The organism is Pedobacter sp. AK017, from assembly GCF_014200825.1.
Lineage (GTDB): Bacteria > Bacteroidota > Bacteroidia > Sphingobacteriales > Sphingobacteriaceae > Pedobacter > Pedobacter heparinus.
The window spans coordinates 211,946-225,369 of record NZ_JACHCW010000002.1 but is presented as its reverse complement, the minus strand read 5'-3'; the positions used below and the strand labels follow the sequence as shown (position 1 = coordinate 225,369).

The window sequence follows — 13,424 nt, the reverse complement described above, 5'->3', positions numbered from 1 at the left end:
ACAGATGAAAATTATCTCTTATAACGTTAACGGAATCCGCTCTGCCTCTACCAAAAATTTCTTCGGATGGCTGCAGGCTACCGATGCCGACATGATCTGTATGCAGGAAGTTAAGGCCCTGCCTTCGCAAATCCCAGAAATCATTGCTTTAATAGAGCAACTGGGCTATCATCACTATTGGTTTCCTGCCGAAAAAAAGGGGTACAGTGGCGTTGCCATTCTGACCCGAATCAAACCCAACCATGTTGAATATGGCTGCGGTGAAGAATGGATTGACAAGGAAGGCCGCATCTTAAGGGCCGACTTTGACGACTTCTCCCTGATGAGCGTGTATCTTCCATCCGGATCAAGTGGTGATGAACGGCAGGTGAAGAAGTACGAGTTTATGCGCTTTTTTGAGGCTTATATTACAGCCTTACGCAAAACGCTCCCCAACCTGATCATCTCCGGCGATTACAATATATGCCATACGGCCATCGACATCCATAACCCCAAATCCAACGCCAACTCTTCAGGTTTCCTGCCCGAAGAACGGGAATGGATGGAACTCTTTTTGAATGGTGGTTTTATCGATACCTTCAGACATTTTAACAAAGACCCCCACCATTATACCTGGTGGAGCTTCAGGGCCAACTCCAGGGCCAAAAACCTGGGCTGGCGTATCGATTATCACCTGGCTACGCAGGCCATGCTGCCGAAACTGAAAAAAGTGTCTATCCTTGCCGATGCGATCCATTCCGACCACTGCCCTGTTTTATTAGAACTAAACCCATAAAATATGGCTGCCCTGCTGCTCATCAATATTGGCTGCCTTGTTGGCCTCCACCCCGGCAACACAAGGCAGTTAAAGGGCGCACAGCTGGGCGAACTCCCGCTGATGGAAAACGCCTGGTTGTTGTGCGAAGACGGAAAGATCTCGGATTTTGGAAAGATGGGCAGCCTGCCTGCACAATTACCAAATGCCCTGCATACACACGATGCTAAAAAGGGCTATGTCTTTCCTTCCTGGTGCGATTCACATTCCCATATAGTTTTTGCGGCCTCCCGGGAAGAGGAATTCGAGATGAAAATAGCCGGAAAAAGCTATGAAGAGATAGCTGCTGCAGGGGGTGGCATCTTAAATTCTGCGCGTAAGCTGCAGCACGCTTCAGCAGATGCGCTTTATGATGCTGCAGCGCTGCGGCTGAACGATATGATCAGGCAGGGTACAGGCGCTGTAGAGATCAAGAGCGGCTATGGATTGACCACAGCCAGCGAACTCAAAATGCTGAGGGTGATCCGCAGATTAAAAGAATCTTTCCCCATTCCGGTTAAAGCTTCCTTTTTAGCAGCACATGCCTATCCCCCGGAATATAAGAACGACCATGCCGCTTACATTAAGCTGATTACCGATGAAATGCTGCCCAGAATTGCGGATGAAGGCCTGGCCGACTATATGGACGTTTTTTGCGAGCAGGGCTTCTTTTCTGTGGCTGAAACGGATGAGCTGCTTGCTGCAGCAGCGGGTTACGGACTAAAACCTAAAATCCATGCCAACCAGTTATCGGTATCGGGCGCGGTACAGTTGGGGGTAAAGCACCAGGCCGTGTCGGTAGACCACCTGGAAGTTACAGATGAGGCCGTCATCAGCAGTTTGCAAAACAGCCATACCATCGCTACCTTATTGCCTTCCTGTTCTTTTTACATCAATATCCCCTATGCCAACGCCAGGGGGCTGATCAATGCCGATATCCCTGTAGCCATAGCCAGCGATTACAACCCGGGCTCTACCCCTTCCGGCAACATGAACCTGGTCGTGTCCCTGGCCTGCATCAAACTGCGGATGCAGCCCCGGGAAGCCATCAATGCGGCTACCCTGAACGGGGCTGCGGCTATGGAGCTGAGCGGGGAAACCGGCAGCATTACCAAAGGTAAAAAAGCCAACCTGTTCATCACCAGGCCCATGCCTTCCCTTGCCTTTCTGCCCTATAGCTTCGGACAGTCGCAAATAGAAAGCATTATCCTTAACGGAAAGATCTGCTGATGGAAGGGTTTAAAATTTACAGCAAAGCGGATTTCCTGGCCCTGGTTAGCCGCAGGGAAGGTGAAACCAGGCTTGGAGAACAGGTGCAGCATGTAAGCAGTGCCGGCCAGCTGCAAACGAGTACCGCTAAATTTGTTTTGCTGGGCATTCCGGAGGATATAGGTGTAAGGGCCAATTATGGTATAGCAGGCGCCTCAACGGCCTGGCAACCCGCACTGAAAGCGCTGCTCAACATTCAAAGTACACCTTCTTTTAAGGGCGATGAATTACTGGTACTGGGCCATTTTGAGTTTTCGGAACCGGCAGACAACAGCATTAGCGGTCTGCAGCAAAAAGTAGCTGAGATAGATGACCTGGTTTACCCCGTTGTCCAAAAAATAGTTGAGGCAGGCAAAATCCCGATTGTGATCGGCGGGGGGCACAACAACGCTTTCCCAATTATGAAGGGCATTTCAAAGGCGCTGAACCGGCCAGTAGATGTGCTCAACATAGATGCCCATGCAGACCTGAGGGCCACAGCGGGCCGGCATAGCGGCAATGGCTTCAGCTATGCCTTAAAACAGGGCTTTTTAAAACATTATAGTGTATTTGGCCTGCACCAGAATTATAACAACGGCAGCATTTTACAGGAAATCGCAAAAAACCCGGATATACAGGCCGTGTTTTTTGACGATATGTTAAAAAGCAGCCAGCCCGTAACCATGTTCTGGGACAGTCTGTTAAAACAAAGCGGCGCAGCACCTGGTCTGGAGATTGATCTGGATGCGATAGCAGATGTGTTGTCAAGCGCCGTCAGCCCCTCCGGCTTTAGTCTGAACGAAGTCAGGAGCCTGGTGTTAAGGGCAGACAAAAAATTCGCTTATTTGCACCTTTGCGAGGGCGCTGTTGCCCTGACAGATGGCCGGCAAAGTACCAGCACCCCCAAAACCATTGCTTACCTTATCAGCGATTTTATCCGGTCGCAACCATAAAAAGCCCTGCAAATTCATCTGCAGGGCTTTGCCACTCCTCCTAAAACTTGCGCACTAAAACTTTAAAACCTTTATTTCAGTCCTTCTGTTTTCCTGATGTTCATCTTCAGTACAGATTATCCCATTTGCACAACGGTTCAGCAATCTTGTTTCTCCATATCCTTTGGCTACCATCCTGTCACGCGCCACACCTTTGCCCACCAGGTAATTTACCGCAGCTTCTGCCCTTTGTTGCGAAAGGCGCAGGTTATAGGTATCCTTACCCCTACTGTCGGTATGCGACGACAACTCGATCTTCAAGGTTGGGTTTTGTGACATGACGTTCAGCAGGTTGTCCAGTATCCTCCCGGCATCTGGCCTGATGTTCGATTTGTCAAAGTCATAATGGATATTTTTCAGTACAAATACCGCTCCGGCATCCAGGTTACTTACCCCAAGTTTCAGGGTTACATACAATGTTTTACTCCTGTCCAGCCCTTTGGTGCTCACACTTTCTGTCTGCGAGAATTTACCGGCCTGATTGGCGACAATATTATAATCCGATTGCTGTTCCAGCTGGTAAACAAATTTAGCTTCCGCATCCGAGATCTGGGTCATATTGGTACTGTTAGATGCATTGGTCAGCACCGTACCAATACCTGGCAGTTTCGCATTGTCATTTGCCCTTACCGTTTCCCCGATCAGCGTAAAACGGGGATCATCATGATAAATCTCTTTATAGATCACATTTCCTGCCTTATCGAAGTCAGACGCAGTGATGGCCACAGGTTCAGCAGCAATTCCATTTTTTACGGCTGTAACCTGGTAACTGCCTTTTTCAGCGCCTTTAATGCGCTCTGCCTGTCCTTCGGCATTGCTGATGGAAGTATGGTCTACCCCCTTATGGCTGATCTTAAGGGTAACGCCGCTTAAAGCAAGGCCTGTTTGCCTGTCCTTTACCACCACCAGAATGTCTTTAGGCACTGCGGAAGCGGGTGGCGCTAGGGTTTTGGTAACAGGAACAGGCGCAGCAATTTTACGTTTACCACCAAAAGTATATTTAATCCCCAGGCCCACATTTACGGCCTGTACAAAAGTTTTTTGAGTAACCGGTTTTTCTTCATAGAAATCAAGTATGTTGGTGATCTGTCCGATTTTTACATTCATGACATCGGTTGCGGTAATGGCTTTCTTTTCACTATAGCGGGTGATGTAAAATTCACTGGAGTCGCTGCCAAAGCTTTTACCAAAGGCCCGCAGGTAGTCGGCCTGTACAAACAAAGCCAAATGATCCCCAAGGCCATATGACAGCCGCAAACCTCCCAGTCCCATCCAGGATTTGGTTTTCTCTTTCGAATTGCTGGTGTAATAATTGTCGAATGTTTTTACCGGGGGGCCTGAAGCAGCATTTACATAAATGGACTGTGTATACTGCGGAAAGCCCTCAAACAATACCCCACCGCGTAAAAATGCCTCAAAATCAAGCTTACCAAAACCCACTTTATAAGTAGGGCCCACACTTAGGGCAATGTGCTGAAAAGAAGGATGGTTTTTATAAGCTGTAGCAATATGCCCATTGGCAAAAAACACGCTGTCCAACTTGCGCATCTCATGGTTCAGAAAACGTGCGTCCAGGCCTATACCCCACTTGTTCCCTTTGAAGTACTGGTCTATAGCCAATCCGGCAAAATAACCGTTTTTGGCCCTGCCGATCTCATTTTTATATTTGCCGAGGGGCATGCTAAGGCCACCAAAAGCCGAAACCTGAAGTCTTCCCCTGTTGCTTGCCGTCGAATCCTGCCTGTTTTGTGCCCAGGTAAGGCTGCTCAATACTACTGCCATTACCATTAATATTAACTTTTTCATAATCTTCTCCTTTAGTTTAAAAATCAAACTGTTTGGAGAGATATCAGGCGGAGCCGGTATTTGTTACCCCCTGAGTTGAAATTTCTTTCTGATTTAAGCCCTGACTAAAAATAATATACTTTTTCGGGGGTGATGCAACAATCCAGCGCCACATCATGCACATTGATATCATCAATCTTTTCAACCGGACCAAAGAACGATAAACCTATTTTCCGGGTATCCAATCCCTGCAAAAAACGGTCGTAAAAACCCTTTCCGTAGCCTGCGCGGTAACCCCGGAGGTCAAAGGCGAGCATCGGTACCAGCACCATATCTACCGCTCCGGTATGCAGTTCGCCACCGGCAGGCTCCAGGATCTTGTAAATATTTTTCAGCAGCCCCTCCCTGCCCGTATACACATAATTATGCATTAAGGCCGTCTCAAAATCAGCCTTAGGTACTATGATCCTGATCTTGGGGTGCTGCCGGGCCAGCCAGTCTATAAACAAAAAGGTATCCGGCTCCTTCTGCTCTGCTATAGGAAGAAACACATGAATGATATGTACGCCGGTCAGATTAAATGAAGTGAAATGGGACAACAATCGCTGGCTATAAACAGCAATTTCTTCTTCAGAAAGCCCTCTACGCTGTACAACAGCCTTTTTTCTAATTTCCGCTTTTGTCATTAAAGCAAATATAACAAAACACCCGGTTGTAACCCCTATCGGTTCCGCGCTCTGCAAATGACACCCCATCAAAAACCCCAAAGCCCTTCTTTTCTGTGTCCTATAGGTACCCAAAGTAAAGTTATGGCTGTGCTAAAGAAGCATTGAAATATTTTGCCCTTCTTCAGGCAAAGGATTTCCGCCTCAGCAGCATCGGCAATGATTTTTCTCCAGAATAAAAAGTAAAAAAGAAGGCTTCGGGAACCACTCCGAAGCCTCAATCAACCTAAACCTAAAACTAAACTATGAAAATTCTTATTTTACTCTTTCTATATAGTCACCTGTCCGTGTATCAATCTTAACTTTATCGCCCTGATTGATAAACATTGGCACTTTTATCTCTACTCCTGTCTCTACAGTTGCGTATTTCAATGCATTTGTAGAGGTATCGCCTTTAACTGCAGGCTCTGAGTAGGTTATTTCTAACTCTACATGCGAAGGTGTCTGGGCCATAATCGGCTCGTCGCTTTCAAATGCAATGATCACATTCATTCCTTCTTTCAAAAACCGAACACTTTTACCGAATAACAATTTCGGGATATTAAACTGTTCGTAAGTATTGTTGTCCATGACCACCAACGCATCGCCATCTTCGTATAAATACTGGTAATCACTGGTTTCAACGCGACAAATCTCCACCTCTTCATCTACACGGAACCTGTATTCCACCAGTTTCCCGGTTTTTACATTCCTCATCCTGGCCTGGTAAAAAGCACGCAAGTTGCCCGGCGTACGGTGTAGAAACTCTTCTACTTGTACCAATTCTCCGTTAAAACGAAGGATATTACCATTTTTAATGTCTGATGCTTTTGCCATTTTTTTTGAAATTGTGCCTAAACTTTCGGCCTTTTTTCGTGCCGCAAAGGTAAAGACTATTTATTAATTATACAATAGTAGTTTAAAAATATTTTCACAAAGGTGTTTTAAGCCCTAAATAGTCCCCTTTGCCCTGTTTTCAAATATAAATTTTACTTATTTATAATCCGTCAACTGCACAAAATGGTTACAAAAAGAATATTCAACCTCCTGATTTGAGCCTATGATCAGCGTCCTGTTCAAGGCAAAACGCTCAATCAGCTCAAGGTACCAGGCCAGCCCCTGCTTGTCGAGGTTAGAGGTCGGCTCATCTAAAAAAAGCAGAGGCGTGTCTGCGCAGCAGGCCAGTACAAGCTTCGTACGCTGCTTCATCCCCGAAGAAAAATATTTTAAGGCCTTGTCCTGAGCTTTCGAAAGCCCCAATAACTCAAGTACTGCTGCCGCATCCATTCCTGCATGAAAACCCTTAAACTTAAAATGAAAATCTATGGTCTCCTGAAGCGTAAACTCCTCTATCAGGTCTAAATAGGGCGCTGCAAAGCTGATGTACTTATAAATAGCTGCTACAGGAACAACTGCTCCGTCCTCATAAACCACCTTCCCCTCAGAAGGGCCAAGATTGCCCAATAAAACACTTAGCAAAGTAGACTTACCAGAACCGTTTGGACCCAGCACTGCGTATTTTCCGGCAGAATTGAAGGTATAATCCAGCCCTCTGAAAATCCATTCCTGATTAAACCTTCTGCCAACGTTCTGCAAGCTGATCGTCATGCTTTCCGGGCGATTAACTGCCAGAGCCAAAACCTTTCATCACCCCTCTGTTCGAGTTCCTGATAAAATCTACGATCTCATCCCGGATCTCGGTAGGTTTAAATTCTGCTTCTATCATATCCAGGGCTTTGGTCACATTGTTATGCTTCACAAATAAGACCCTGTAAATTTCCTGTATCTCATTGATCTTTTCCGAAGAAAAGCCCCTTCTGCGTAAGCCTACAGAATTAATCCCTGCATAAGAAAGCGGCTCTCTGGCGGCTTTTACATAAGGCGGAACGTCCTTTCTAACCAATGAACCCCCGGTAACAAAAGCATGTGAGCCAACCTTTACAAACTGGTGGATGGCCACCAGGCCCGCAAGCACCACATAATTTCCGATTGTAATGTGCCCTGCAAGCGTAGTACTGTTAGAAAATATACAAAAATCACCAACCTCACAGTCGTGCGCAATGTGTGAATACGCCTGGATCAGGCAATTGCTGCCAATAACCGTTTTCCATTTATCCTTCGTTCCACGGTTTATCGTTACACACTCCCTGATTGTTGTATTGTCGCCAATCTCCGCGGTCGTGATCTCGCCGGCAAACTTTAAATCCTGGGGTACACCAGAGATCACCGAGCCGGGAAACACCCTGCAGTTTTTCCCGATCCTTGCTCCATCCATGATCACCACATTGGAGCCGATCCAGGTTCCTTCACCAATTTCAACATCTTTATGAATTACCGCAAAAGGCTCAATAACGACATTGTCTGCTATTTTTGCCTGGGGATGAATGTATGCTAAAGGTTGTATCATGTAGTTTCGGTTTCTTTTACTTTTACGATCTGGGCCATCATCTCGGCTTCAACCACCACTTTTCCGCCCACCATGCCCACACCTTTCATTTGTGCAATTCCGCGTCTTATTGGCTCCATCAGATCGCACCTGAAGATAATGGTATCGCCTGGCAGTACCTGAGCCCTGAAGCGCACATTGTCTATTTTCAGGAATAAAGTAAGGTAGTTCTGCGGGTCAGGAACCGTACTCAGTACCAGGATCCCGCCGGTCTGTGCCATGGCTTCTATCTGGATCACCCCAGGGAAAACCGGCGCTCCCGGAAAATGTCCTTTAAAGAACTCCTCGTTCATGGTCACGTTCTTTACGCCAACCACATGGGTCTTCGATAATTCCAAAACCTTATCGACAAACAAAAATGGTTGTCTGTGCGGCAGGATGTCCATAATCTGAACCGTATCGTACAGCGGTTTAACGCTTGGGTCATACACATGCTGTACCTTTTTGTTTTTTTCCTTTTTGATGGCTGCTTTGATTTTTTTGGCAAATGCCACGTTGGCGGCATGTCCGGGTCTGGCTGCCATAATATGTCCTTTTAGATGCACCCCCACAAGGGCAAGATCACCAATCATGTCCAGCAATTTATGTCTTGCCGGTTCGTTCTGGTGCCTCAGCTCCATATTATTTAAAATACCCTGAGGGGCAACTTCAATCGCCTTTCTTTTAAATATCTTGGCCAGGTGGTCCAGTTCTTCCTTGGTTACTTCTTTGTCTACAATAACAATGGCATTGTTTAGATCGCCGCCTTTGATCAGGTTATTTTGCAGCTGGTATTCCAGTTCGTGCAAAAAGCAAAAAGTACGGCAGGAAGCGATTTCCTTTTTAAATTCAGCAATACTGGTAATCCCGGCGTGCTGACTGCCCAAAACCGGCGAATTGTAATCAATCATACAGGTAAACCTGTAATCGTCCAAAGGCATCGCCACAATTTCTACCTTTCTGTCCGGCTCTGTATAAGCAATATTGTGTGGGATCTGAAAATATTCCCGGTCTTTTTCCTGTATCTGAATGCCCGCACTTTCCAGTGCATCTAAAAACTGAATGGCACTGCCATCCATAATCGGCGTTTCAGGTCCGTCAAGTTTCATCAGCACATTGTCCAGGTCCATTCCCACCAAAGAGGCCATAACATGTTCAACAGTACTTACACTGGCCCCGTTCTGAGAAATGGTGGTTCCCCTGGCGGTATCCGTAACATTGTCACAATCGGCATCTACAACCGGATTGCCCGGAAGATCGGTACGCTGGAATTTAAATCCATGGTTTTCAGGTGCCGGACAAAAAGTAAGTGTAACATTTGCCCCGGTGTGCAGCCCTACGCCCTGTACCGAAACTTCATTCTTTATGGTCTTTTGTTTAACGTTCATTGTTATTTTGGTATTGTACTGTTTTGTTCAATGAGCTCATTCAGCTGTTTAATCTTTGCTTCCAGGCTCGCTATCCTTTTTTCAACACTAGGCAGCTGTTTAAAGATCACAGATGCCCGCATCCAATCGCGAAGGGGCTGTGCCGGACTCCCGTGCCATTGTTTGTTTTCTTCAGTGGTATTAAAATTTATCCCTGCCTGGGCCCCGATCTGGGTGCCCTTTGCCAGCGAAAGGTGACCGGCGATGCCCACCTGCCCTCCAATAACAGACTTTTCGCCCAGTTTAGAACTGCCCGAAATCCCTGTCTGTGCCGCAACAACACTGTGCTCACCCACATCAACATTGTGTGCAATCTGGATCAGGTTGTCTAATTTAACCCCTTTCCTGATAAACGTAGAGCCCATCGTAGCCCGGTCTATCGAAGTATTCGCACCAATTTCCACATCATCCTCTATCACCACATTACCGATCTGCGCAATTTTTGTATAGGTCCCATCGGCCTGGGGAGCAAAACCAAAACCATCGCTCCCAACTACAGTGTTGGAATGTATAATGATGTTATTGCCCAAAACAGACCGGTTATACAACTTCACTCCGGGAAACAAAGTACAGTTCCTGCCCAAAGCAGAATCAGCACCAATGTATACCTGCGGAGAAACTTTGCAGTTATCGCCAATCTCTACATTTTCAGCAATATAGCTAAAAGCTCCTATAAAAACATTTTTACCGATTTTTGCCGAGGGGTGAATAAAACTGGGCTGCTCAATACCTACCTGTGCACTGTTCTGGTTCACCACTTCGTTATATTTTTCCAGCAAAACAGAAAAGGCACTGTAAGGATCTGCCACACGGATTAAGGTGCTGTTCACCTGCTGCGAAGGGACAAAGTCTTTTCCAACAATAACTACTGAAGCACTTGTGGAATATAAATAGTTCTCGTACTTGGGGTTGGACAGAAAGCACAATGAACCGGCCTTCCCATCTTCTATTTTGGAAAGCTCACTAACCCCAACGCGCTCATCGCCTTCAATGGTACCATCTATAAACTCACTTATCTGCTTGGCAGTAAATTGCATTTTACAAAGTTATATGTTAAATTGATATGAACAAATAAACCTGTTTAGGTTGTCAATTCATCATTTTAAATTGAAAAACTAAAAACGGGATAAATCACGAGTTATTTTGTTAAAAAATGCTAAATAATTCGTGGATAGCATAATATATGTTTTTTCACAGTCTTGTCTAAAGATTCTAAGTTAGATAAATCCGAAGCTTTTGCAATATCAATGATCGTATTGTTTTTCAACAGGATGTTGATGTTGCCGCTGCCGGCATTATAGGCCCGGTTCCTGATCATATCTGTAAATACAAAATAACAGACATCTTTTTGGTTCAGGTTTAAAAATGCAGCAGTCCTGGCCCTCAGTTCGGCTACCCGGCTTTCATCGGGCGCATCATTGCTGATCTCTACCTTATAAAGGTTTCTTTGGTTAAGCATGCCACAAAGCTGGGAAAGGATCCTGTCGGGATGCTCGGCCCAAACCTTTACCGAAGCAAAAATATCCTGGTCGTCCAGCTTCGAAAATTGTTCCAGGTGCAAATCCCCTTTAAAAAACTCCTTTTCCGTAATTTCATTTTTTAAAAAATGCTGCAATGCCGGCGTAGCAAACAAAGCCTCGCCATGAGAAGCCAGGTATTTTGCCCTTTCCAGAATTTTTACCAGCAGCATTTCGCCCGCAATCACTGTTTTATGCAGGTAAACCTGCCAGTACATCAACCTGCGTGCAATCAGAAACTTTTCGATCGAATAAATGCCCTTTTCTTCTATGACCAATTCCTCATCCAGTACATTAAACATCTTAATGATGCGGTCAAAACTGATCACTCCTTCACTTACTCCCGTAAAAAAACTGTCGCGGTTCAGGTAATCCATCCGGTCCAGATCCAGCTGGCTCGAAACCAGCTGTGGCAGGAAATGTTTGGGATAATCGCCTTTAAAAATCCTTATGGCCAGCGTTAAGCGACCATCAAAGGCTTCGTTCAGCTTTTCCATCAGCCGCATGGAAATGTCTTCATGCTTAATTTCGTTTACCAATGTATGCTCCAGCGCATGCGAGAAAGGCCCGTGCCCAATGTCATGCAGCAAAATGGCTATCGTTGCAGCCTCTTCCTCTTCGGCCGTAATGTCCTGCCCCTTGCCCCTCAACACCTCAATGGCCAGGCTCATCAGGTGCATGGCACCTATAGCATGGTGAAAACGCGTGTGCAAGGCCCCCGGATATACCAGGTGCGTCATCCCCAATTGCTTAATATATCTTAATCTTTGAAAATACGGATGTGAGATCAGGTCAAATACGATTTCAGAAGGGATATTGATGAAGCCATATACCGGATCATTTATGATTTTCTTCTTGTTCAATCCTTGAAAATAAATTATACGGTACAAAAATTGCTATTTTTATCCATACTAAGAAAGAGATGTCTCTTTTTAAGGAATTATTTTTATATTATACACATAAATGATGCAAGAGACTAAGATTTTATGGGCCGATGATGAGATCAACTTATTAAAACCACATATATTACTATTAAACGAAAAGGGGTACCATGTAACTACCTTTACCAATGGCAACGATGCCCTGGAAGCCTTTGGAAAGGAGCATTTTGACCTGGTTTTCCTGGATGAAAATATGCCCGGGCTAAGCGGACTGGAAACCCTGACCGCCATCAAGAACATCAGGAATGATGTTCCAGTAGTTCTGATCACCAAAAGTGAAGAAGAAAACCTGATGGAGGACGCCATCGGCTCAAAGATTGACGACTACCTGATCAAACCTGTAAACCCTAAACAGGTATTGCTGACCATTAAAAAGATCATAGACAATAAAAGACTGGTCAGCGAAAAAACATCTATGGCCTACCAGCAGGACTTCAGACGACTGGGCATGACCCTGAACGACAAGCTGAGCTATGAAGAGTGGGTAGAAGTTTATAAAAAACTGGTATTCTGGGAGCTGGAACTCGAAAAACTGGATGATCCGCAGATGCACGAAATCCTGACGATGCAAAAATCGGAAGCCAATATGCAGTTTTCAAAGTTTATTGAAGACCATTACCTGGGCTGGGTAAACGGTAAGGGCCAGGCCCCGCTTTTGTCAAATGACCTGCTGAAAAAGAAAGTTTTTCCTTTGATCAACAGTACTACCCCTGTTTTTTTTATTTTGATCGATAATCTGCGTTACGACCAGTGGCGCATTATCAATCCGCTGATTACCGAACATTTCCGGATGGACGATGAAGATATTTATTCCAGCATTTTGCCTACAGCTACACAATATGCCAGGAACGCCATATTTTCCGGTCTTATGCCCCTTGAAATGGAGCGCCGCTTTCCGGGGTTATGGCAGAACGATGATGATGAGGGCGGAAAAAACATGCACGAGGGAGCCTTTCTGGCCGACCAGATCAAACGTCAGCTGCGTAAGGACTGCAAGTTCAGCTACAATAAGATCCTGACCTATGATGATGGCCGGGCTTTGAACGAGCAGGTCAACAACCTGATGCAAAATGAATTCAATGCCATCGTTTACAACTTTGTAGACATGCTTTCGCATGCCCGCACTGATATGCAGATGATCCGTGAACTGGCCAATGACGATGCAGCTTACCGTTCTTTAACGCTTTCCTGGTTTGAACATTCGCCCTTAATGGACCTGCTTAAAAAAATCTCGCAGAAAAAGGTTAAAGTGGTGATCACGACCGACCACGGCACCATCCGGGTTAAACATCCGAGCAAGGTGATCGGCGACAGGAACACCAATACCAACCTCCGCTATAAACAAGGCCGAAACCTTAATTTTAATGCCAAAGAGGTATTTCTGATCAAAAATCCCCATGAAGCACAATTGCCGAAGATCAATATCAGTTCCAACTACATCTTTGCAAAAGAGGACCGTTATTTTGTTTACCAGAACAACTATAACCAGTTTGTAAATTATTACAATGAGACTTTTCAGCACGGGGGCATTTCATTAGAGGAAATGATCATTCCTATTGCAACATATAGTTCAAGGTAAGTGCATTATAAAT

At 45.5% G+C, this 13,424-nt stretch carries 12 protein-coding genes; 4 read left to right on the top strand and 8 right to left on the bottom strand.

Annotation, left to right across the window (positions count from 1 at the left end; all coding sequences use genetic code 11):
* The first annotated feature begins 4 nt into the window (after positions 1-4).
* From HDC92_RS04055 to HDC92_RS04045, 3 genes are read left to right on the top strand one after another with little or no spacing between them, the layout of a single operon-like run.
* Entirely contained in the window at positions 5-775 is a 771-nt protein-coding gene (locus tag HDC92_RS04055; RefSeq protein WP_015810069.1) for an exodeoxyribonuclease III, read from the top strand.
* Between the two features lie 3 nt (positions 776-778).
* Positions 779-2,023, top strand: coding sequence for an imidazolonepropionase (hutI, locus tag HDC92_RS04050; protein ID WP_183872509.1), 1,245 nt, complete (start codon positions 779-781; stop codon positions 2,021-2,023).
* Positions 2,023-2,994 (top strand): formimidoylglutamase, encoded by a 972-nt coding sequence (locus HDC92_RS04045; RefSeq protein WP_183872507.1) that lies wholly within the window; start codon positions 2,023-2,025, stop codon positions 2,992-2,994. Before hutI ends, HDC92_RS04045 begins: the two co-directional genes overlap by 1 nt.
* A gap of 54 nt (positions 2,995-3,048) precedes the next feature.
* On the opposite strand, the gene HDC92_RS04040 is transcribed toward HDC92_RS04045, so the two are convergent.
* The 8 genes from HDC92_RS04040 to HDC92_RS04005 form a co-directional block, all read right to left on the bottom strand.
* Entirely contained in the window at positions 3,049-4,839 is a 1,791-nt protein-coding gene (locus HDC92_RS04040) for an OmpA family protein (RefSeq protein ID WP_183872506.1), read from the bottom strand.
* Between the two features lie 104 nt (positions 4,840-4,943).
* Entirely contained in the window at positions 4,944-5,504 is a 561-nt protein-coding gene (locus tag HDC92_RS04035) for a 5-formyltetrahydrofolate cyclo-ligase (RefSeq protein ID WP_183872504.1), read from the bottom strand.
* 294 nt (positions 5,505-5,798) lie between these two features.
* Positions 5,799-6,359 carry an elongation factor P gene (efp, locus tag HDC92_RS04030; RefSeq protein ID WP_015810074.1) on the bottom strand — a complete coding sequence of 187 codons (561 nt, stop codon included), beginning with the start codon at positions 6,357-6,359 and terminating at the stop codon, positions 5,799-5,801.
* A gap of 156 nt (positions 6,360-6,515) precedes the next feature.
* Entirely contained in the window at positions 6,516-7,130 is a 615-nt protein-coding gene (locus HDC92_RS04025) for an ATP-binding cassette domain-containing protein (protein ID WP_183872502.1), read from the bottom strand.
* 13 nt (positions 7,131-7,143) lie between these two features.
* Positions 7,144-7,929: an acyl-ACP--UDP-N-acetylglucosamine O-acyltransferase gene (gene lpxA, locus HDC92_RS04020; protein WP_015810076.1), complete on the bottom strand. Its 786-nt coding sequence runs from the start codon at positions 7,927-7,929 to the stop codon at positions 7,144-7,146.
* The gene (locus HDC92_RS04015; protein ID WP_015810077.1) at positions 7,926-9,335 is read right to left on the bottom strand and encodes a bifunctional UDP-3-O-[3-hydroxymyristoyl] N-acetylglucosamine deacetylase/3-hydroxyacyl-ACP dehydratase; all 1,410 of its coding nucleotides are present in this window, start codon (positions 9,333-9,335) and stop codon (positions 7,926-7,928) included. The genes lpxA and HDC92_RS04015 overlap by 4 nt, the downstream gene beginning before the upstream one ends.
* Positions 9,336-9,337: 2 nt before the next feature.
* Positions 9,338-10,411 carry a UDP-3-O-(3-hydroxymyristoyl)glucosamine N-acyltransferase gene (gene lpxD, locus HDC92_RS04010; RefSeq protein ID WP_015810078.1) on the bottom strand — a complete coding sequence of 358 codons (1,074 nt, stop codon included), beginning with the start codon at positions 10,409-10,411 and terminating at the stop codon, positions 9,338-9,340.
* Positions 10,412-10,530: 119 nt separating this feature from the next.
* Entirely contained in the window at positions 10,531-11,754 is a 1,224-nt protein-coding gene (locus HDC92_RS04005) for an HD domain-containing protein (protein WP_036675014.1), read from the bottom strand.
* Positions 11,755-11,857: 103 nt separating this feature from the next.
* Between HDC92_RS04005 and HDC92_RS04000 the strand changes: the two genes are divergently transcribed.
* Positions 11,858-13,411: a bifunctional response regulator/alkaline phosphatase family protein gene (locus HDC92_RS04000; RefSeq protein WP_036675347.1), complete on the top strand. Its 1,554-nt coding sequence runs from the start codon at positions 11,858-11,860 to the stop codon at positions 13,409-13,411.
* Positions 13,412-13,424: the final 13 nt, after the last annotated feature.

What these genes read in the sequence shown, in the direction of transcription:
- HDC92_RS04055 (WP_015810069.1), top strand. Translation starts at nt 5, where the DNA reads ATGAAAATTATCTCTTATAACGTTAACGGAATCCGCTCTGCCTCTACC.
- hutI (WP_183872509.1), top strand. Translation starts at nt 779, where the DNA reads ATGGCTGCCCTGCTGCTCATCAATATTGGCTGCCTTGTTGGCCTCCAC.
- HDC92_RS04045 (WP_183872507.1), top strand. Translation starts at nt 2,023, where the DNA reads ATGGAAGGGTTTAAAATTTACAGCAAAGCGGATTTCCTGGCCCTGGTT.
- HDC92_RS04040 (WP_183872506.1), bottom strand. Translation starts at nt 4,839, where the DNA reads ATGAAAAAGTTAATATTAATGGTAATGGCAGTAGTATTGAGCAGCCTT.
- HDC92_RS04035 (WP_183872504.1), bottom strand. Translation starts at nt 5,504, where the DNA reads ATGACAAAAGCGGAAATTAGAAAAAAGGCTGTTGTACAGCGTAGAGGG.
- efp (WP_015810074.1), bottom strand. Translation starts at nt 6,359, where the DNA reads ATGGCAAAAGCATCAGACATTAAAAATGGTAATATCCTTCGTTTTAAC.
- HDC92_RS04025 (WP_183872502.1), bottom strand. Translation starts at nt 7,130, where the DNA reads ATGACGATCAGCTTGCAGAACGTTGGCAGAAGGTTTAATCAGGAATGG.
- lpxA (WP_015810076.1), bottom strand. Translation starts at nt 7,929, where the DNA reads ATGATACAACCTTTAGCATACATTCATCCCCAGGCAAAAATAGCAGAC.
- HDC92_RS04015 (WP_015810077.1), bottom strand. Translation starts at nt 9,335, where the DNA reads ATGAACGTTAAACAAAAGACCATAAAGAATGAAGTTTCGGTACAGGGC.
- lpxD (WP_015810078.1), bottom strand. Translation starts at nt 10,411, where the DNA reads ATGCAATTTACTGCCAAGCAGATAAGTGAGTTTATAGATGGTACCATT.
- HDC92_RS04000 (WP_036675347.1), top strand. Translation starts at nt 11,858, where the DNA reads ATGCAAGAGACTAAGATTTTATGGGCCGATGATGAGATCAACTTATTA.